We start from the raw sequence: 19,371 nt of genomic DNA on the forward strand, positions 1-19,371 counted from the left end.
CAAGATGAGCACCAATACCTTCGCGCTGGAGATCCGCAAGGACGGCATCGGCATCCTGACCATGGATGTGCCCGGCGAGAGCATGAATACCCTCAAGGCCTCTTTTGCCGGTGAGATCCGCAGCCTGCTGGCCGAGGTCAAGGCCAACAAGGATCTGATCGGCCTGGTGGTGATCTCCGGCAAGAAGGATTCCTTCGTCGCCGGGGCCGACATCGCCATGCTGGCAGCCTGCACCAGTGCCACCGATGCCCAGACTCTGGCCCGGGAAGGGCAGCAGGTGTTCGCCGAGATCGAGGCCCTGAGCATCCCGGTGATCGCCGCCATCCACGGCCCCTGCCTCGGCGGCGGGCTGGAGCTGGCCCTGGCCTGCCACGGCCGGGTCATCACGGATCACGGAAAGACGGTGCTGGGCCTGCCGGAAGTGCAGCTCGGCCTGCTGCCGGGTTCTGGCGGCACCCAGCGCCTGCCGCGCCTCATCGGTGTGGCCAAGGCGCTGGACCTCATCCTGACCGGCAAGCAGGTGCGTGCCAAACAGGCGAAGAAGCTCGGCCTGGCAGATGATGTCGTGCCTCAATCCATCCTGCTGGAGGCGGCCATCAAGCTCGCCAAGAAGGGCAAACCGCGCCATGCGCTGAAACGGGATCTGCAGGGCAAGCTGCTGGAAACCAATGCCCTGGGTCGCAAGGTGCTGTTCGATCAGGCCCGCAAGGGGGTGAAAGCTAAGACCCGCGGCAACTACCCGGCGCCAGAGCGGATCCTCGAAGTGGTGCGCATCGGGGTGGAGGAGGGGATGCAGGCCGGTCTGGCCGCCGAGGCCCGCCACTTCGGCGAGCTGGTGATGACGCCGGAATCCGCCTCCCTGCGCTCCCTCTTCTTCGCCACCACGGAGATGAAGAAGGAGGTCGCCTATCAGGGCGCCACCCCGCGCAAGATAACCCATGCCGCCGTGCTCGGCGGTGGCCTGATGGGGGGCGGCATCGCCTTCGTCACCGCCACCAAGGCCGGGATCCCGGTGCGGATCAAGGACGTAGGGAGCGCCGGTATCGGCAACGCCCTGCGTTACAGCTATGATCTTCTGTCCAAAAAGCTCAAGCGTCGTCAGATATTGCGCAGCGAATTGGAAAGGCAGATGAACATGCTGTCCGGCACCCTGGATTACTCCGGCTTCCAGCGGGTCGACATGGTGGTGGAGGCTGTGTTCGAGGATCTCGCCCTCAAACACCAGATGGTGCAAGACGTGGAGCGGGAATGCGGCGAGCATACGGTATTTGCTTCCAACACCTCCTCCCTGCCCATTCACCAGATCGCGGCCAATGCCGCCCATCCTGAGCGCGTCGTGGGTCTGCACTACTTCAGCCCGGTGGACAAGATGCCGCTCGCCGAGATTATCCCCCACGCCGGCACCAGTACCGAGACGGTGGCCACCACTCTGGCCTTCGCCCGCGCCCAGGGCAAGACTCCGATCGTGGTGAAAGACGAGGCCGGCTTCTACGTGAACCGGATCCTGGCCCCCTACATGAACGAGGCGGCGCGCCTGGTGCTGGAAGGGGAGCCGGTGGAGGTGCTGGACGGCGCCCTGCTCGACTTCGGCTTCCCGGTCGGCCCCATCCAGCTGCTGGACGAGGTGGGCATAGACGTGGGGGCCAAGATCTCCCCCATCCTGGAGAAAGAGCTGGGCGGCGAGCAGTTCCAGGCGCCGGCGGCCTTTGACAAGCTGCTGCAAAACGATCGCAAGGGGCGCAAGAACGGCAAGGGCTTCTACCTCTATGGCAAGGCCGCGCCGCGCAACAAGCTCACCGGCAAAGAAGGCAAGAAGACGGTGGACGACGGCGTCTACGCCGTGCTCGGCGTGTCTGTCTCTCCCAAGCTGGCCCGTCAGGAAATTGCGGAGCGCTGCGTGCTGATGATGCTGAACGAAGCGGCCATGGCGCTGGACGCAGGCGTGGTGGCCTCGGCCCGTGACGGCGACATCGGCGCCATCTTCGGCATCGGCTTCCCGCCCTTCCTGGGCGGCCCCTTCCGCTACATGGACAGCCTCGGCATCGCCCATCTGGTCGGCCGTCTCGAGCACTACCAGAAACGCCACGGGGATCGTTTCGCCCCCTGTGCACGGCTCAAGGCGATGGCGGCGGAGCAGCAGACCTTCTACTGATCCCGCGGCCCGCATGGCGGATAAACACGCTAGACGCAATACAAAGAGGCGACCCCGGGGTCGCCTCTTTCGTCATCCGAATGGGTTATCCGAATGGGCCGCGTCACTGCTTCATGAGGGCGGATGGCAGAGATGGTGGAAAGAAGCTGAAATAAGGGTGGAGGCCTGGAGGGGGCCAGCTCGTGACAATCTGCCACCTCGGGCGGGCAATTTGGGGCTAAATAATTGATCTAGCGCAAACTAGCCCCCCATTTATTACTTTGGTGGCATAGGCGTTGGGGGCCGCTTGAGTTCAAATAGCGCCATAGGAGCGGGAACATACCCGCAACCAAGAGGGACACCCATTTCACTGGATGAAGGACACATTATGAGTCTGCTTGAACAAACCATCTGGAACATATTGGGATACGGGGCCATGCCCTTTATCTTCCTGAGCGGATTTGTGGCCGTCGCAGTGACTTGCTGCGTGCTGCTCAACCTCTTCGGGGTCAAGTCCGCCGAGAAGTGATCCAGTCCCGTTCATACCGCCAAATGCCAGCCTCAGGGCTGGCATTTGTTTTTCCCCTCTTTTAAGCACTTATCTGCGCCACCCCGGGCAAATCTTCGGTCTGGCGGTCGAACCCCACGCCAATATTGAGTACACTGGCGCGCAGCTTTTCGGCGCGTTTTCCACTTCAAGGTATTCAAGGTTTCTATGGCTCTCAAGGCAACCGTATTCAAGGCGCAAATCAGTCTGTCCGACATGGATCGCCATCTGTATCAGGATTTCTCCCTTACCCTGGCCCGTCACCCCTCCGAGACCGACGAGCGCATGATGATCCGGCTGGCGGCCTTCGCCTGGCACGCCGCCGAGCGGCTGGAGTTCACCAAGGGGTTGTCGGCGGACGACGAGCCCGAGCTCTGGCTGAAAAACTATTCCGACGAGATCGAGCTCTGGGTGGAGCTCGGCCAACCCGATGAGAAGCGGCTCAAGAAGGCCTGCAACCGCTCCCGTCAGGTGGTGCTCTACCTCTATGGCGGCCGCGGCACCAGCGTCTGGTGGAAGCAGAACCAGGGCAAGCTCAGCCAGCACGACAACCTGAGCATCATAGAGCTCTCCGACAGCCAGACCCTGCCGCTCACCGCCATGGTGGAGCGCACCATGGCGCTCACCTGCACCATCTCTGATGGCCAGCTCTGGGTGAGCAACGGTCAGCAGGAGGTGACTCTCGACCCCATACTGCTGATGGGCAAGCCCGCCCGGGAACTGTAAGCCGCCCCATGTTCGCGACCCTGCTCGACATCGTCATTCCGGTGTTTGCCGTGGTGGCTCTCGGGGCCCTCTACGGCCGGTTGCGCGGGGGGGCCGAGCTTGGCTATATCAATCGCGCCAACATAGAGCTTTTCTCCCCGGCGCTGGTGTTCTCGGCGCTGATCAAGTACCCGTTGGCGCTCGGCGATCATCTGCCCCTCATCGCCGCCGGCGCCCTGGTGATCCTGCTGCCCGGCCTCCTGCTCTCCCTGCTCAGACTCAAGGAGATGGAGCGGGCGGCGCTGATCCTGCCCGCCATGTTTCGCAACACAGGCAACCTCGGCATCCCTTTGATGGTGCTGGCCTTCGGGGAGCAGCAGCTCGGTGCCATCGTGATCCTGTTTGTGCTCTCCAACCTGCTGCACTTCTCGGTGGGGATCTTCCTGCTCTCGGCCAACGCCTCCCGCTGGCTCTGGCTGCGCAGCCCCATGCTGTGGGCGGCGCTGGCGGGTCTGCTGGTGGCCAACCTGCAGATCCCGCTGCCCGCCTATGTGGTGACCAGCGCCTCCCTGTTGGGACAGCTGGCGGTGCCCCTCATGCTGTTTGCCCTCGGCATCCGGTTGATGGAAGGAGAGCTGGAGCATCTGGGGTTGGCCCTCAAGTGCAACCTGCTCTATCTGCTGGCGGGGGGATTGTCGCTGGCCCTGGTGGTCTGGCTGTTGCCGCTGGATCCAGCGTGGCTCCCGCTGCTGACCCTGTCGGTGGCGCTGCCCCCGGCGGTGCTGAACTACATGCTGTGCGAGCAGTACCAGTGTCAGCCGGAGAAGGTAGCCAGCATAGTGCTCGGCGGCAACGCGCTCTCTGTGCTGGTGATCCCGCTGGCGGTCTGGTTGGCGCTGCATCTGGGCGGTTGACTCCTATTTTCGGCAAGCAGAAATGGAAAAGGCCCACCGTGATGGTGGGCCTTTTTCATGGCCGGGCGCTCCTAACGGAGTATCAACCCTGCACGTTGCTCAGTACCAGCTTGCCATCCTTCACCGGAATGGTGGTGCCGGGTTTTTGTTCCATTCTCACCACCCCTTCCTGGCCGGCGAGGCGATAGGTCACGTCATAGCCCAGGGTGCGGGTGCTGCTGTCCTGCACCGTCTTGCAGCGCTGCTCCTGGGTGGTGTAGGTATCACCGGCCTGCATGTTGCCCTGTACCTGGTTGCCCGCGTAACCACCGGCCACGGCGCCTGCCGCGGTGGCGACCTTCTTGCCGCTGCCGCCACCGAACTGGTGGCCGACGACGCCACCTAGGGCGGCACCGACCACGGTGCCCAGGATCTTGTGCTCATCCTGCACCGGTTTGCGGTGGGTGACGGTGACGTTGCGGCACTCCTGGCGCGGGGTCTTGATGGTCTCGGTGACCGGCTTGCTGGCCAGCACCTCGGCAAACTGGGGTTCGGATGTGAAGAGGGACCCGCTGGCCGCCGCCGACAATGCCAGCGCAGAGGCAATACCGATCCCGACACCTGCCAACATGGATTTGTTCATCTCTTTACTCCTGTCTACTGTGATTGCCCGCCTTGGGGCTTGCGGACATTCTTGTCATTTTGTCCTCATCGCTCAAGCAAGGGGGCCCCTGTTTGCGACAAGGGCTGACTACGCAAAAAACGAGCGATTGAAAAAGGCGTCTGTGTTTGGCGACAAAGTCTGGTTCGGGGACGAACGGAGAGGCTGGCCTACTACGTTTTGCTAATACCTGCGTCCTTGCCCCCTTGATACCCTTTTGTCCACTACCAGAGGGTCGCCGCCGGCATGATGCCAGGGCGCTCTCCCGGCCACGGGCCGGCCGCCTTTGCCGCTTTGCACCCCATGAGGAAGGATCCGATGACGAGCCAGAACATCTATGAGACAGGCCTTGACAAGAATGGCGCCAATTTCGAGGCGCTCACCCCCTTGAGTTTCCTGGCCAGGGCGGCCCGGGTCTATCCCGACTATCCGGCCGTGATCCACGGCCCACTGCGGCAGAGCTGGGCCCAGACCGAGGTGCGCTGTCGCCGTCTCGCCTCGGCCCTGCGCCAGCATGGCATAGGTGAGGGGGATACGGTCTCCATCGTCGCCCCCAATGTGCCCGCCATGTTCGAGGCCCACTTCGGGGTGCCCATGAGCGGCGCCGTGCTCAATACCATCAATACCCGCCTGGATGCCGAGTCCATTGCCTTCATCTTCCAGCATGCCCAGAGCAAGGTGGTGCTGGTGGACAGGGAGTTTGGCGCCCTGGTCCGCAAGGCCCTGGCCCTGATCGATCACCAGCCGCTGGTCATCGCCATCGACGATCCCCTCTATGGGGAGGGGGAACTGATCGGGGAACTCGACTACGAGGCCTTTATCGCCTCGGGGGACGAGAGCGAGCCACATTGGCTGCCGGGGGACGAGTGGCAGGCGATATCGCTGAATTACACCTCGGGCACCACGGGCAACCCCAAGGGGGTGGTCTATCACCACCGCGGTGCCCACCTCAATGCCATCAACAACGTGCTCTCCTGGGAGCTGCCCAAGCACCCCGTCTACCTGTGGACCCTGCCCATGTTCCACTGCAACGGCTGGTGCTTCCCCTGGACCCTGGCGGCTACCGCCGGGGTGAGCGTCTGCCTGCGCCATGTGCAGGCGGGGCCTATCTTCGAAGCCATGCATGAACACAGGGTCAGCCACTTCTGCGGCGCGCCCATCGTCCTCAACATGCTCAACAACGCGGATCCGGCCCTCAAGGTGGGGCTCACTCACCTCATCAAGGCGATGACCGCCGGGGCGGCGCCACCGGCCACGGTGATCGCCGGGATGGAGGCCATGGGCATCGCCGTCACCCATGTCTACGGCCTGACCGAGACCTATGGCCCCTGCGTGGTGTGCGAGCCTCAGCAGAGTTGGGAAGGGCTGGATGCCACGACCCTTTCTCGTCTCAAGGCGCGCCAGGGGGTGACTGCCCCCCTGCAGGGGGAGATGCGGGTGGCGAACCCTGTCAGCGGTGACCCCGTCCCCAAGGATGGCAAGACCATGGGGGAGATCTTCCTGCGCGGCAACGTGGTGATGCGAGGCTATCTCAAGAACCCGTCTGCCAGCGAAGAGGCGATGGCGGAGGGCTGGTTCAGGAGCGGCGATCTCGCAGTCTGGCACCCGGACGGCTACGTGGAGATCAAGGACAGATCCAAGGACATCATCATCTCCGGGGGGGAGAACATCTCCAGCCTGGAGGTGGAGGACGTGCTCTACCGTCATCCCGACGTGGACGAGGCGGCGGTGATCGCCATGCCGGACGAGAAGTGGGGGGAGGTGCCCTGTGCCTTCGTGAAACTCAAGGAGGGCAGGGAGCTCAGCCAGGCGGAACTGATTGCCTTCTGTCGTGAGCAGATGGCCCACTTCAAGGCCCCCAAGCGCATCATCTTCACCCCGCTGCCCAAGACCTCCACCGGCAAGGTGCAGAAATTTATGCTACGCCAGCAGTTGGTGTGACGGGAAATGCAGGAAATCAAAAAAACGGGCCAAGGCCCGTTTTTTTATTGGAATGATGAAGCAAGAGGTGTCCGCAAGGCCCTGATTAGCTGCAAGACGAGCCTGCTAGCCCAAGGGGCCAAGGCTAGATACGGGTCAGGCCATCAGCGTTAGCCGCTTGCCGATGGACTCGGTGATCCCGGCGATGAAGTAATACATTCCCCCTGCCTCGGTGGCTTTGTTGTACTCGGAGAGGGGCTCAATCATGCCGCTTCTGAACTTGGCGATGGCCTCTTCATCGTCTGCCGCGTCGATATAATCTCCCACCACCTCGAAGCCCTGTTCGCGCAACTGCTCCTTCTCTGGCAAGAAGGAGGGGGAGGACATCAGCAGGAAGGTGACGCTGGCAGGATCCTGTTCCTGACGGAAGAACTGATATTTGCTCATAGGACCTCTGAGAGTGGAGGGGAAGGGATGCGCCATTATCGAGGGGAAATTTCTATCTGGGCAGCCCCCATCTGTGGCGTCAAAAGGCCCCCTTGTTCAGGCCAGCTTCAGTCAGACCGGTTTTCTTCAACTGCGGGGTGGCTTCTCCTTGCCAAACAGCCTGGGGGCGTGGAGCAATATGGTCTTGAAGAGGCCTATGGTGCCGGGCCCCCCATAGGGGCGGCTGGGATCGGCGAGGTTGAGTTGATGATCGTGGGCCGCGGCGCCGGCATTCGGGGCCAGTATGGGCTCACCTATGACCGCGAAACCCTGATCGAGCAAGGCAGCCTTCTCCACCAGGAAGTTGTCCGCCCCCATGTCGAGCAGGGTGAAAGCGGCGGGGGTATCCGGGGTGGCAAACACCTGAAACTTGCTCATACGGCTCTGCAAAAAATAATGGAATGTGAGCCATTATCGCGACCCATCTAGCGGGAGGCGACTCCCTGAACGGGGGCTTGCCTCATCATCCCTTGCCATCGACGTACCCATGTGGTGGCTGATGGAGTTGCGTACAGATCGTTGAATTAGGCAATAAGCCTTATCAAATAAAAATGAAATCGGGTTCACGCAAACAAGAAATGATGAAAGCACGATAGTGGCAAAAATCCGCTATCGTGCCACTCATTAGCTAACAAATTTTAAGTTAGAAGTGATAAATAAGTTTTGCTGTTATGGTACTGAAGCTGGTGTCCATATTTCGTTCGCTGGCTGATGGGTAGTTTGGGTCGTTCAGACTAACGGAGCTGGTTCCCAAGTCGGTGTAGAGATACTCGATACCCCCTGAGAAATTCTTATTAAATTTATACATGACACCGGCACCTATGTTGGCTCCAGCGCCAATGTCGGAGGTGCTGGTGCTAAAGTTTGCACTGCAACCGGTTGTGGTGGGCACGGAGGATTTGTCGCATCCTAGTGAATGCTCCATTTTTGCGACCGTGATGCCGGTGGTCACGTATGGCAAGAAATTGTCGATAGCATATCCAAGCTTGATGTTAAATGAGCCGGATTGTTTTATTCCGTCTTTTCCATAATACGGGCTGAACTGGTTATTCTCTTGATCATGCCAGGATTCGTTGATGTCATTGAAAGACAATCCGGCCTCTACACCTAACACAATATTGTTTTCAAATTGCCAATTATGGCCTGCCTGGATGCCACCTGTCATGCCATCCATGGACTGCTCGGCAGCATCAGGGTTGCTTTGATCCTTGATGTCACCGGCACCATACCCAAGATTCCCACCAACATAAAATCCTTCCCAGCTTTCCGTTGATGCGAGTGCATTGCCAGAGAGAACCAAGAGTGATGCAGCAATAAAAGATGTTTTCATTTTTCAGACGTCCTTTCATTTTAAATAAAGTAGCAAAATATTGAATGTGGTTTTTATAGTGTCAATACGTAGGGTAAATAAGTGCTTGCATGAAAATTAAAATACGGGATTGTCTTAAGTGATCTGTGCTGAGTGTTTTATATGCGTAACAACTCAAACATACAGTTTTAATACGTATGCTTGTCATCTTAGATTTGCTATCTCTGGCTTTTTCTAGCCAATAATATATTCGGATTGGGTGAACAGTCGAACATGGCCAGATGCAAAACAGTATCGCACACGGATACTTAACTAACCCTTAACAAGCGAAAGTTGGTAACCTTGTTTTGATAAATATTGAGAAACCTTATTGCATCATCTCATCGCCCACATAGCCAAATTAAAACCAGATAATGAGCATCTGGAATGCCATGTAAAACTGAGCTGGCTGCGATGATATAGGCAGACGAAGCGTTGTTTCCCAAGCCTTGATGGCAGAGTAAAACTCATAAAAAACGGGCCATCAGGCCCGTTGTTTATGTCATTGCGTGTTATTTATTGTGACGCTCATAGAGTCGCTGTACCACGTCCTTGAGGCCCAGCCCTTCGTTTTGCAGCAGCACCGTCAGGTGGTAGAGCAGATCGGCGGATTCGTTGATGAGCTCCTCCCTGTCCTTGGCCATGGCGGCCAGCGCCACTTCCACCCCCTCTTCACCGACCTTCTGGGCGATGCGCTTGGTGCCCTTGCCATAGAGGCTGGCGGTATAGCTGGTGGCGGGATCGGCGCCTTTGCGCCCGGCCAGGATTTGCTCGAGCTCGGCCAGGAAACCGAGCGGCGGCACCGGATGGGCGTCGAAGCAGGAGGGGGTGCCCAGATGGCAGGTGGGGCCCACTGGCTCGGCGGCGACAAGCAGGGAGTCCTGATCGCAGTCGGTACTGATGGCGACGAGTTTGAGCACATGCCCAGAGCTCTCGCCCTTGGTCCAGAGCCGCTGCTTGCTGCGGCTGAAGAAGGTGACCTGGCCGGTGGCCTGAGTCTTTGCCAGGGCTTCTTTGGTCATAAAGCCCTGCATCAGCACCTGGCCGCTCGCGGCGTGCTGGATGATGGCGGGGATCATGCCGTCACATTTTGCCCAGTCCAGGCGTTCGATGAGGGGAGTATCTATGGATGGATTAATCACGGATGGCGACTCCTTCGTTTTTCAGCCAGCATTTCAATTCGGGAATGGGGATAAGGCCCTTGTGGAACACGGAGGCGGCCAGGGCCCCGTCCACGTCGGCCAGGGTGAAGGCATCGAGGAAGTGGGCCATGGTGCCGGCGCCGCCCGAGGCGATGAGCGGCACTTTGCACAGGGCCCGCACCAGTTTGAGCTGCTCGAGATCGTAACCCTGGCGCATGCCGTCCTGGTTCATCACGTTCAGCACGATCTCGCCCGCGCCCCGTTTCTGTACCTCCTCGACCCACTCGAGGGTGGTCCAGGCGGTGGTGCGGGTGCGGCTCTCGTCACCGGTAAACTGTTTGACCTGATACTGGCCGGTCTCGGCGTCGAAGTAGGAGTCGATGCCCACCACCACGCACTGTACGCCGAAACGCTCCGCCAGGGCGGTGATAAGGCGGGGATCCGCCAGGGCAGGGGAGTTGATGGAGACCTTGTCGGCGCCAAACTCCAGGATCTGGCGCGCATCCTCCACGCTCTTGATGCCGCCGGCGACGCAGAAGGGGATGTCGATCACCTCCGCCACCCGGCTCACCCAGCTCTTGTCCACCACACGGGCGTCGCTGGAGGCGGTGATGTCATAGAACACCAGCTCGTCGGCCCCTTCCTCGGCGTAGCGGCGGGCCAGCTCGACTATGCCCCCCATCACCTCGTGATTTCGAAACTGCACTCCCTTGACCACCACGCCGTCTTTGACGTCGAGACAGGGGATAATACGCTTTGACAACATGCTCGTTGCTCCATGTAAAGCACGGTTAACAATCGATTCAGCCGGGCGATGCCGGCATTCTCGCGATCCTGGATGAAGCGGGTTGGCATGGTGCAACCGCTGGCCGCATCTTGCGCACTGGCAAGGATGCCGGCATCGGCCGAGGCGGGAGAGCCCACACTATAAGCACGACAGCGCGAGCCGATCCAACCCTTTCTCCGCTATTCCTCTCGGGGTTTTTACTCAATGCCGGGTCATGGCACCGGTTCCTTCCGAATGGAAGGCCAGCAGGCTGTCCTCCGTCTGCTTCAGGCCCCTGATGGTGAGCAGGGCACCGTCGAAATCGAACCCCTTCAACTGCTGGGCCAGCAGGGTGCCCTGTTCGCCGAGGCCGGTGAGCATGGCGCCGGCGTGCTGATCGAACAGGGTGATGGCGGCGGTATCGCTCTGGGCCAGCAGGGCCTCCAACTGGCGCAGCAACTGTTGCTGCCAGTGGCTGCTCGGCAGCGGGGCAAGGGGGTCAGGCTGTTCATCCTCGGCCCCCAGCCGGATCTCCAGCTCGGCGAGATCCCGGCCGATGCCGGCGATCAGGGCGGCCAGCAGATCCTCTTCCTGTGCCCGCAGGGCCTGCTCCAGCTGCAACCCATGCTCGGCGAGGCTGGTCAGCCCCAGGGTAGATGCGGCGCCGCGAAGACCGTGGGCCAGGCCGATGGCGCAAGGACGGTCTCCCTGCGCCAGGCACTCCGCCAGGCGTTCCGTGTCTCCCCGATGCTGGGCCGCGAAGAAGCGCAGCAGCCTGAGGTACTTCTGCTGATCTCCTTGCAGCGCCGCCAGGCCCTGCGCCAGATCCCAGCCCGGCATCTCCTGCAGGCGGGCGAGGGGGGCGCACCAGCGCTCGGCCGGCCGGGGGGATGAGACGGCGGGGACTCCCGTCGGCAACCATTGCCGCAGCGCCTCGAACAGCCTGGCCGGGGTGACGGGCTTGGTGATGAAATCGTTCATGCCGGCGGCCTCGCAGGCCTTTCGGTCTTCTTCGAACGCGCTGGCGGTGAGCGCCAGTATGGGCACCTGATCCTGATCGGGCAGGGCGCGGATGGCGCGGGTGGCGCTGTAGCCATCCATCAGCGGCATCTGTATGTCCATCAGGATGAGATCGAACGACTGGTGACGGATCTTGTCCAGCGCCTCCAGCCCGTTGACAGCGGTCTCTATGGTGAGACCGCTGTCGGTGAGCAGCTCGGTGATCACCTCCCGGTTGATGGCGTTGTCTTCCACCAGCAGCAGACGGGCCGGGTGGGGGGAGAAGAACGGCTGCTTGGGCTGGTTCGGCAGCACCGGCTGCAGGGGGATGCTCTTGCCCGGGGCGAGCTGGGCGGTGAACCAGAAGCAGCTGCCCTTGCCGGGGGTGCTGTCGACGCCGACCTCGCCCCCCATCAGCTTGGCCAACCGGCTGGTGATGGCGAGCCCGAGGCCGGTCCCGCCGTATTTGCGGGTGGTGGAGACATCGGCCTGCTCGAAGGCCTGGAACAGCCGCTCGCGCTGGGCCGCCGTGATGCCGATGCCGCTGTCTTCCACCTCGAAGCGCAGCTGATAGCCGCTGATCAGCTTGCGCAGCATCCGTACCCGCAGGGTGATGGTGCCGGTCTCGGTGAACTTGATGGCGTTGCCGGCATAGTTGAGCAGCGCCTGGCGCAGGCGGGTGATGTCGCCGTTGAGCCAGACCGGGGTGCCGCCGAGATCGACCCGGATGTTGAGCCCCTTGGCGCTGGCCTGCTCGTCCATCAGGGCGCAGACGTTGTCCAGCATGGCGACGAGGGAGAAGTCATGGCACTCCAGCACCATCTTGCCCGCATCGATCTTGGAGAGATCCAGGATGTCGTTGATCAGGGTGAGCAGGTGCTGGGCCGCGTTGTCTATCTTCTCCAGCCGCTCGTGCTGGCCGGTCTCTTTGGCATCCCGCTTGAGCAGGTAGGTGAGCCCCAGGATGGCATTCATGGGGGTGCGGATCTCATGGCTCATGTTGGCCAGGAAGGCGCTCTTGGCCTGGTTGGCGCTCTCCGCACGCTGATGGGCCTGGGCCAGCTGCTGGGTGCGTTCGCTGACCATCTCCTCCAGGTGGAAACGGTACTGATCCAGCTCCTCCCCGAGCTGCTTCTTCTCTGTGATGTCCGCCTGTACCGTCACGAAGTGGGTCACCCGATCGTTCTCCTGGCGGATGGGGGTGACGGAGGCCATCACCTGATAGTGGCTGCCATCCTTGCGCTGGTTGATGAACTCCCCGTGCCAGCGTTGGCACCGCTTGAGGGCATCCTGCAGGGCGACGTGGGTACCCGGCGGGGTGAGGCCGGAGTCGAACAGCTGGGGGGTCTGCCACAGCACCTCCTCCTCCGTATAGCCGCTGGCGGCCAGGAAGGCGGCGTTGACGTACTCGATGCGCGACTCCGTGTTGGTGATGAAGATGCCGTCCGGGCTCTGCTCCAGGGCCAGGGACAACTGCCGCAACTGTTGCTCGGCCTGCTTGCGCTCCGTGATGTCCTGCACCGTACCGTACAGCTCTACTATGGTGCCATTTTCGTCTCTCAGGGTGGCGCCGCGGGCGATGATCCAGGCGAACTCTCCGCTGGGGGTGATGACCTGGGCATCGCATTCGTAGGGGGCCCCATCCTGCAGGCAGCGATCCACGGCCTGGCTCAGGGTGTGCCAGGACTCCTCGGTGAAGTAGCTCTGTACCTCGGGATAGACGGCGGGGGGGAGCGAGGGATCCCGGCCGTAGATGCGGAAGATCTCCGGGGACCAGTAGTGGGTATCCTGGAGGATGTGCCAGCGCCAGTTGCCGATCTTGGCCAGCCGCTGGGACTCGCGCAGGATCACCTCGTTGCGGCGCAGGGCGGCTTCGGTCTCCTTGCGTTGCTGGTTGTCCTCGATGATGGAGATGAAGTAGTCCGGTTGCCCCTGTGGATCCTTGACCAGGGTCGTCGTCAGGGTGATCCAGAAAGCCTCGCCCCCCTTGCGCAGGTAACGTTTTTCCAGGGCATAGTGCTGGCGTTCTCCGGCCAGCACCTGGTCCACGTAGCTCTGATCGATGTACAGATCGTCCGGGTGGGTGATCTGCTGGAAGGTCATCTCCATCAGCTCCTCGGCGCTGTAGCCCACCATGTCGCACAGGCGCTGGTTGACCCGCAACCAGGTGCCGTCGGGCGCGACCAGGGCGATGCCGACGGCCGCCTGCTCGAAGGTGGCCTGGAAGCGATCCTCGCTCTGCCGCAAGCGGGACTGGGTGCTCAGCAGCTCCTGCCAGCGCAGGCTTTCCCTGATGCGAGAGCGGTGCATGGCCGCGCTCAGCAGGGTGATCAGGACCCCGTTGGCGACGAGCAGCCCCCACTGCACCTGATCCTGACCGGAGGCGATGGAGAACGCGTAGCGCGGCGACAGGATGAAATAGGCGGTCATCAGGGCCACGCAGAGGGTGCTGATGAGGCCGGGCAGCAGCCCCCCCAGCAGGGCGCAGACGATGATGGGCAGCATGAACAGCACCAGCAGCGGCCGCTCCTCGACGGGGATGGGCAGCTGAAGCCGGATCAGCAGCACGAACAGGGGCATCAGCAGGGCCAGCAGGCAGGCGCCCATCCATTGATGCCGGCTCAGGGGGAAAATCCATTTCATGCGGGACGCTCCTCGGGCGACAGGGGATACCTGGGGCGGGGGATCGGGTGTTGGGCCTGGGTGAACAGGGGGAACCTAGTCATGGGGCACCTCGTGATCGTCCCGGTAGCGCTCGGCGATGGCGATGAACTGCTCGAAATGGGCGTCGAAGACGGCCACCACGTCCGGATCGAAGTGCAGCCCGCTGCCCGCGAGGATCAGGCTTCGCGCCTGCTGGTAGGGCATGGGGGGCTTGTAGACCCGGGCGGTGATGAGGGCATCGAACACATCGGCCAGCGCCATCAGCCGGGCCGATATGGGAATATCGTCGCCGTTCAGCCCGTCGGGATAGCCGCTGCCATCCCACTTCTCGTGGTGCCAGTGCGCTATCTCCTTGGCCAGGGTGAGGAAGGCCAGCGGTTGCTCTATGTCCCGCTCCGCCTCCTCGATGGCGTCGCTGCCGAGCTTGGCGTGGGTGCGCATGACGGGCCACTCCTCCGGCGTCAGCTTGCCCGGCTTGAGCAGGATCTGATCCGGGATCCCCACCTTGCCGATGTCGTGCAGCGGGGCCGAGCGGCTCAGCAGCTCGATATAGGTGGGGGTCAGGGTGTCGGTGAAGCGGGGGTGGCCCGCGAGGCCGATGGCGAGCTGCCGCACATAGAGCTGGGTGCGCAGTATGTGGTTGCCGGTCTCGGGATCCCGGATCTCCGCCAGGTGGGCGAGGGCGCGGATGGAGGCCTGCTGGATCAGATCGTTTTCCGCCATGCGCCTCGACACCTCGGCCTCCAGCAGCGCGTTCTGGCTCTGCAACCCGTCCCTCGCCTGTTTGGCCTCCAGCTGGGTACGCACCCTGGCCTGGACGATGGCGGGGTTGATGGGCTTGGTGATGTAGTCGGTGGCGCCGAGGGCCAGCCCCTGCGCCTCGCTGCGGGGATCGGAGAGGGCGGTAAGCAGCACCACAGGGATGTTGCTGGTGAGCGGGTTGGATTGCAACCGGCGCAGCACCTCGTAGCCATCCATGTCCGGCATCATCACATCCAGCAGGATGAGATCCGGCCTGGGGGTGCCGGTGGCGACGCGCAGGCACTTCTCGCCCCCCTGGGCGGCCAACACGCGATAGACAGGGGTGAGCAGATCCGTCAGTACCATCAGATTCTCGGGAGCATCGTCGACGATCAGGATGGTGGCGGCTTGGGCTGTGAACATGGCGCCTCCATGACGCAAAGGGGTCAGTCGAGTATAGAGTCGATTGTTACTAAAGGATAAATGATGGCTCAGACTCGACGATGCGCCAGTATGGAGCCCGTAAAAAGCGGGCTCACACAGCCGTTTCGATCCACGGTCGGGGGATCAGCGGGCGAGGGACTCGTCGGCCCAGCAGGCGATGGCGCCCGCCACATCGAACTTGCCCTCCAGCAGCGCGCGGCCGAGGATGATCCCCTGCACTCCGGATCCCTTCAGAGCTTCGATGTCCTCGAGGCCACCGATGCCGCCGGAGGCCTGGAAGGCCACGGTGGGGAAGCGGGCGCAGAGATCTTGGTAGAGTTCGACGTTGCTGCCCGCGAGCGTGCCGTCCCGGCTGATGTCGGTGCAGAGCACGTGCCTGAGGCCGGCGGGGAGGAAGCGTTCGATCAGCGCCTCTATGGTCACCCCGCTGTTCTCCTGCCAGCCCGCCACCGCGATCTGGCGCTTGCCCTGCGCATCTATGTTAACGTCCAGCGCCAGCACGATGCGCTCCGGGCCGTATTTCTCCATCCAGCTCGCCACCAGATCCGGGGACTTGACGGCGGTGGAGCCGATCACCACCCGGTTGGCACCGGCGGCCAGCAGGTCTGCCACGTCCTGTTCGCTGCGCACTCCGCCGCCCACCTGTACGGGGGCACCGGTGGCGGCGAGCAGTCGGGTGATGAGGGGAAGCTGGCGCGCCTTGGCATCCTTGGCGCCGTCCAGATCCACCAGGTGCAGCTGCGCTGCCCCTTGGGCCACATAGTCATCGAAGCGGGCCTGGGGTGCATCGCTGTAGGCTGTCTTCTGGCCGTAGTCCCCCTGATAGAGGCGCACTACCTGACCGTTAATGAGATCAATTGCCGGGATAATCATTCGCAGTTCCTTGCCTTATAAGTCCAGAAAGTTTTGCAGCAGGCGGGCGCCGGCGCTGCCGGAGCGCTCCGGGTGGAATTGGGCGCCGAAGAAGTTGCCTTTCCCCACGATGGCGGTGAAGGGGCTGCCGTAGTCGCAGGTCGCGAGCGTGGCATCCGTCACCTCCAGGGCGTAGGAGTGAACGAAGTAGAAGTAGCTGCCGCTCGGAATGCCCTTGAGCAGCGGGTGGGTCTCGTCGTGCACTATCTGGTTCCAGCCCATGTGGGGCAGGCGCAGATTGCCCACCTCCATCAAGCGGATCTTGCCGGGGACTATGCCAAGGCCCTCGATCAGCGCGCCGCTGTTGCCATCCTCGCCCGTCATGGTCTCCTCGGAGGCCTCGGCCAGCATCTGCATGCCGAGGCAAAAGCCCAGCAGGGGCTGTTTGGCGGCGCGAATGAGCGGCACCAGACCCCGTTCGTTGAGGTTGCGCATGGCGGCGACGGCGGTGCCGACGCCCGGCAGGATCAGCTTGTCGGCCCGCTCGATATCGGCGGCATCTCGACTCACCCGCGGCTGCACGCCGAGGCGCTCGAACGCCATCCGCACCGAGGCCAGATTGGCGCAGCCGGTGTCGATGATGACCAGATTCTGCTTGCTCATGTCGTGCTCCTCATGCTGTTGCCTGAGATTGGCACCACAGGGGCGGTGTCGATAATCACCTGATTCTGCTCGCTCATCACAACACTCCCTTGCTGGAGGGCAGCTCGCTTCCCTCGACCCGGATGGCCTGGCGCAGGGCGCGGCCGAAGCCCTTGAACAGGGCCTCCACCTGGTGGTGGGTGTTGCCGCTGCCGACCTTCATCTGCAGGGTGATGGCCATGGCGTCCGAGAGTGAGCGGAAGAAGTGGGGCACCATCTCGGTGGCCATCTCGCCCACGCTGTCGCGGCCAAAACCGCTCGGGCAGTCGAACACGAAGTAGGGGCGGCCGCTCAAATCCAGCGCCGTGGCCACGTCCAGCTCGGTGAGGGAGGTGGCCGGTTCGCTCTGGCGCGGACGGCCGTCGATCACCGCCTGTACCTCGTCCATGGCCAGCACGAAGCCGAATCGGCCGATGCCGCGCTTGTCGCCGAGTGCCTGGCGCAGGGCCTGACCCAGGGCCAGACCGACGTCTTCCACCGTGTGGTGGTCGTCGATGTGCAGATCGCCGCTGACTTTCAGCTTCAATCGGAAACCGGCGTGGGTCGCGATCTGATCCAGCATGTGATCGAAGAAGCCGATGCCGGTGACTATCTGGTTGCCGCCGCTCTTGTCGAGATCCACGGCGACCTGGATGCGGGTCTCCTTGGTGTAGCGCTCCACCTCGGCGATGCGCCCCTTGGAGAGCAGCTGATCACGGATGGCGAGCCAGTCGTGATCTCGCGGCTGATAGCGGATGCCGCGAATGCCCATGTTCTCGGCGAGCTGCAGGTCGGTCTCACGGTCACCGATGACGAAGGAGTTGGCAAAGTCGATGCGACCCGAGGCCAGGTACTCCTTCACCAGCCCGAGGTGTGGCTTGCGGCAGCTGCAGCCGTCGCCCGGGAAGTGGGGGCAGATCAGCACCTGCTCCCAGTGCACACCCTGGGATTCGAACAGGTGCATCATCAGATCGTGGGGAGGCTGGAAGTTCTCAAGGGGCAGGCTGGCGGTGCCGAGCCCATCCTGGTTGGTCACCATCACCAGCACGTAACCGGCGGCCTGGAGTTCCCGCAATACCGGGATCACCATGGGCTCGAAGCGCAGCTTGGCGAGGCTGTCCACCTGCTTGTCGGTCACCGGCTCCTCGATCAGGGTGCCGTCGCGGTCGATAAACAAAAACGGGGTCTTCATCTGTGATGTCCTTATAGGCTGGCGGCGGGCTGGTTGCTGGCGGTCAGGCTGGCGGCGCCCGGCAGGGTGCGCAGCACGTTGATCACCGCATCCATCTCCCCCTGATAGCCGATGGTGATGCGGATGCTGTTGTCGAGCCCCGGCTTGCTGGAGAAGTCCCGCAGTATGATGCCGGCGGCCTTCATGGCGGCGAAGACGGCGGCGCCATCTTTGAAGCGCACCAGCACGAAGTTGCCCTTGTCCTCGAAGATCTCCTGCACACAGGGCAGGGTGACAAGTTCGGCCTTGATGAGGGCTTTTTGCTTGTTGAGCTCCAATACCCGCTCCTGCATCAGCTCCAGCCCGATGGGGGAGAGCGCCTGGCTCGCTATCTGGGCGATGGGGTCGGGAATGGGGTAGGGGGCGATCACCTTGGCCAGCATGGCGATGACCTCCGGATCCCCTAAGGTGAAACCGCAGCGGATCCCGGCCAGGGCAAAGGCTTTGGAGAGGGTGCGGGTCACCACCAGGTTCGGGAAGCGGGCGAGCAAGTCCACCACCGAGCCTTCCGGGCAGAACTCGATATAGGCCTCGTCCACGACGATGATGGCGCGATCCTGGGCCTTCTCCAGCAGCTTGATGAGCCCCTTGCGGCCCACCAGATCCCCGGTCGGGTTGTTGGGGGAGCAGAGGAATACCAGTTTCACGTCAGAGAGGCGATCCTGGATGGCGGGCCAGTCCGGCTGGCGGCTGGGGGTCAGCGGCTGCTCGACGATGCCGACGCCGCAGGTCTCGGCACTGATGGCGTACATGCCATAGGTGGGGGGGCAGATGAGGATCTGATCCTCCCCGGCCTCGCAGAAGGTGCGGATCAGCAGCTCGATGGCCTCGTCGGCGCCGCGGCTCACCAGCACCTGATCCGGGTTGACCCCCGCATAGGCGGCGTAGCCGTTAACCACCTCGGCCGGCTGGCACTCGGGGTAGCGGTTGAGGCGATTGCCCTCGATGGTGAAGGGATAGGCCAGTGGCGCCTCGTTGGCGTTGAGCCAGACGTGGCCCTTGCCACCGATGCGGCGGGCAGACTGATAAGGGGTGAGGGCCCGCACCACGCGGCGAGCTAGATTGGCGATGCTCATGACATATCCTTCTGCTGTGCTGTTTGTTGTGACTCGGGGGCCAAGGCGTTCAGTCTCAGGGTGACGGTGTTGTTTGGGCGGGCA

General features: G+C 62.3%; 17 protein-coding genes. 5 read left to right on the forward strand and 12 right to left on the reverse strand.

The window, feature by feature from the left end; genetic code table 11:
- Positions 1 to 4: 4 nt before the first annotated feature.
- From fadJ to ACT5M9_RS00520, 4 genes are all read left to right on the forward strand, one after another.
- Positions 5 to 2,152, forward strand: coding sequence for a fatty acid oxidation complex subunit alpha FadJ (gene fadJ, locus ACT5M9_RS00505; protein ID WP_457978736.1), 2,148 nt, complete (start codon positions 5 to 7; stop codon positions 2,150 to 2,152).
- Between the two features lie 367 nt (positions 2,153 to 2,519).
- The gene (locus tag ACT5M9_RS00510) at positions 2,520 to 2,660 is read left to right on the forward strand and encodes a TIGR02808 family protein (protein WP_083443334.1); all 141 of its coding nucleotides are present in this window, start codon (positions 2,520 to 2,522) and stop codon (positions 2,658 to 2,660) included.
- A gap of 186 nt (positions 2,661 to 2,846) precedes the next feature.
- On the forward strand, positions 2,847 to 3,404 hold the full coding sequence (locus tag ACT5M9_RS00515) for a YaeQ family protein (RefSeq protein WP_457978734.1): 558 nt from the start codon (positions 2,847 to 2,849) through the stop codon (positions 3,402 to 3,404).
- An 8-nt stretch (positions 3,405 to 3,412) separates the two neighbouring features.
- On the forward strand, positions 3,413 to 4,297 hold the full coding sequence (locus ACT5M9_RS00520) for an AEC family transporter (RefSeq protein ID WP_457978732.1): 885 nt from the start codon (positions 3,413 to 3,415) through the stop codon (positions 4,295 to 4,297).
- Between the two features lie 82 nt (positions 4,298 to 4,379).
- On the opposite strand, the gene ACT5M9_RS00525 is transcribed toward ACT5M9_RS00520, so the two are convergent.
- On the reverse strand, positions 4,380 to 4,919 hold the full coding sequence (locus ACT5M9_RS00525; protein WP_457978730.1) for a glycine zipper 2TM domain-containing protein: 540 nt from the start codon (positions 4,917 to 4,919) through the stop codon (positions 4,380 to 4,382).
- 336 nt (positions 4,920 to 5,255) lie between these two features.
- On the opposite strand from ACT5M9_RS00525, the gene ACT5M9_RS00530 reads away from it, so the two are divergent.
- Positions 5,256 to 6,878 carry an acyl-CoA synthetase gene (locus tag ACT5M9_RS00530; protein WP_457978728.1) on the forward strand — a complete coding sequence of 541 codons (1,623 nt, stop codon included), beginning with the start codon at positions 5,256 to 5,258 and terminating at the stop codon, positions 6,876 to 6,878.
- A gap of 135 nt (positions 6,879 to 7,013) precedes the next feature.
- On the opposite strand, the gene ACT5M9_RS00535 is transcribed toward ACT5M9_RS00530, so the two are convergent.
- From ACT5M9_RS00535 to hisC, 11 genes are all read right to left on the reverse strand, one after another.
- Positions 7,014 to 7,304, reverse strand: a complete 291-nt coding sequence (locus tag ACT5M9_RS00535) for a hypothetical protein (protein WP_457978726.1) — start codon at positions 7,302 to 7,304, stop codon at positions 7,014 to 7,016.
- Between the two features lie 126 nt (positions 7,305 to 7,430).
- Positions 7,431 to 7,721, reverse strand: a complete 291-nt coding sequence (locus ACT5M9_RS00540; RefSeq protein WP_457978725.1) for a hypothetical protein — start codon at positions 7,719 to 7,721, stop codon at positions 7,431 to 7,433.
- Positions 7,722 to 7,986: 265 nt separating this feature from the next.
- Positions 7,987 to 8,673, reverse strand: coding sequence for an outer membrane protein (locus ACT5M9_RS00545; RefSeq protein ID WP_457978723.1), 687 nt, complete (start codon positions 8,671 to 8,673; stop codon positions 7,987 to 7,989).
- 530 nt (positions 8,674 to 9,203) lie between these two features.
- Positions 9,204 to 9,833, reverse strand: coding sequence for a bifunctional phosphoribosyl-AMP cyclohydrolase/phosphoribosyl-ATP diphosphatase HisIE (hisIE, locus tag ACT5M9_RS00550; protein ID WP_457978721.1), 630 nt, complete (start codon positions 9,831 to 9,833; stop codon positions 9,204 to 9,206).
- A complete protein-coding gene (gene hisF, locus ACT5M9_RS00555) occupies positions 9,826 to 10,599 on the reverse strand; it encodes an imidazole glycerol phosphate synthase subunit HisF (protein ID WP_457978719.1) in 774 nt (257 codons plus the stop codon). The genes hisIE and hisF overlap by 8 nt, the downstream gene beginning before the upstream one ends.
- A 222-nt stretch (positions 10,600 to 10,821) precedes the next feature.
- Positions 10,822 to 14,241, reverse strand: coding sequence for a PAS domain S-box protein (locus ACT5M9_RS00560; protein WP_457978717.1), 3,420 nt, complete (start codon positions 14,239 to 14,241; stop codon positions 10,822 to 10,824).
- 75 nt (positions 14,242 to 14,316) lie between these two features.
- Complete coding sequence (locus tag ACT5M9_RS00565) at positions 14,317 to 15,426, reverse strand: response regulator (RefSeq protein ID WP_438551107.1); 1,110 nt, start codon at positions 15,424 to 15,426, stop codon at positions 14,317 to 14,319.
- Between the two features lie 144 nt (positions 15,427 to 15,570).
- Positions 15,571 to 16,320 carry a 1-(5-phosphoribosyl)-5-[(5-phosphoribosylamino)methylideneamino]imidazole-4-carboxamide isomerase gene (gene hisA, locus ACT5M9_RS00570; protein WP_457978715.1) on the reverse strand — a complete coding sequence of 250 codons (750 nt, stop codon included), beginning with the start codon at positions 16,318 to 16,320 and terminating at the stop codon, positions 15,571 to 15,573.
- Positions 16,321 to 16,335: 15 nt separating this feature from the next.
- On the reverse strand, positions 16,336 to 16,962 hold the full coding sequence (hisH, locus tag ACT5M9_RS00575; RefSeq protein WP_457978713.1) for an imidazole glycerol phosphate synthase subunit HisH: 627 nt from the start codon (positions 16,960 to 16,962) through the stop codon (positions 16,336 to 16,338).
- A 76-nt stretch (positions 16,963 to 17,038) separates the two neighbouring features.
- Positions 17,039 to 18,172: a bifunctional histidinol-phosphatase/imidazoleglycerol-phosphate dehydratase HisB gene (gene hisB, locus ACT5M9_RS00580; protein WP_457978711.1), complete on the reverse strand. Its 1,134-nt coding sequence runs from the start codon at positions 18,170 to 18,172 to the stop codon at positions 17,039 to 17,041.
- A gap of 11 nt (positions 18,173 to 18,183) precedes the next feature.
- Positions 18,184 to 19,287 carry a histidinol-phosphate transaminase gene (gene hisC / locus ACT5M9_RS00585; RefSeq protein WP_438551103.1) on the reverse strand — a complete coding sequence of 368 codons (1,104 nt, stop codon included), beginning with the start codon at positions 19,285 to 19,287 and terminating at the stop codon, positions 18,184 to 18,186.
- Between the last annotated feature and the right edge of the window lie 84 nt (positions 19,288 to 19,371).

The organism is Aeromonas sp. AE23HZ002T15, assembly GCF_054165525.2.

Coding starts and splice junctions, on each gene's coding strand:
- fadJ (WP_457978736.1), top strand. CDS start 5: ATGAGCACCAATACCTTCGCGCTGGAGATCCGCAAGGACGGCATCGGC.
- ACT5M9_RS00510 (WP_083443334.1), top strand. CDS start 2,520: ATGAGTCTGCTTGAACAAACCATCTGGAACATATTGGGATACGGGGCC.
- ACT5M9_RS00515 (WP_457978734.1), top strand. CDS start 2,847: ATGGCTCTCAAGGCAACCGTATTCAAGGCGCAAATCAGTCTGTCCGAC.
- ACT5M9_RS00520 (WP_457978732.1), top strand. CDS start 3,413: ATGTTCGCGACCCTGCTCGACATCGTCATTCCGGTGTTTGCCGTGGTG.
- ACT5M9_RS00525 (WP_457978730.1), bottom strand. CDS start 4,919: ATGAACAAATCCATGTTGGCAGGTGTCGGGATCGGTATTGCCTCTGCG.
- ACT5M9_RS00530 (WP_457978728.1), top strand. CDS start 5,256: ATGACGAGCCAGAACATCTATGAGACAGGCCTTGACAAGAATGGCGCC.
- ACT5M9_RS00535 (WP_457978726.1), bottom strand. CDS start 7,304: ATGAGCAAATATCAGTTCTTCCGTCAGGAACAGGATCCTGCCAGCGTC.
- ACT5M9_RS00540 (WP_457978725.1), bottom strand. CDS start 7,721: ATGAGCAAGTTTCAGGTGTTTGCCACCCCGGATACCCCCGCCGCTTTC.
- ACT5M9_RS00545 (WP_457978723.1), bottom strand. CDS start 8,673: ATGAAAACATCTTTTATTGCTGCATCACTCTTGGTTCTCTCTGGCAAT.
- hisF (WP_457978719.1), bottom strand. CDS start 10,599: ATGTTGTCAAAGCGTATTATCCCCTGTCTCGACGTCAAAGACGGCGTG.
- ACT5M9_RS00560 (WP_457978717.1), bottom strand. CDS start 14,241: ATGAAATGGATTTTCCCCCTGAGCCGGCATCAATGGATGGGCGCCTGC.
- ACT5M9_RS00565 (WP_438551107.1), bottom strand. CDS start 15,426: ATGTTCACAGCCCAAGCCGCCACCATCCTGATCGTCGACGATGCTCCC.
- hisA (WP_457978715.1), bottom strand. CDS start 16,320: ATGATTATCCCGGCAATTGATCTCATTAACGGTCAGGTAGTGCGCCTC.
- hisH (WP_457978713.1), bottom strand. CDS start 16,962: ATGAGCAAGCAGAATCTGGTCATCATCGACACCGGCTGCGCCAATCTG.
- hisB (WP_457978711.1), bottom strand. CDS start 18,172: ATGAAGACCCCGTTTTTGTTTATCGACCGCGACGGCACCCTGATCGAG.
- hisC (WP_438551103.1), bottom strand. CDS start 19,287: ATGAGCATCGCCAATCTAGCTCGCCGCGTGGTGCGGGCCCTCACCCCT.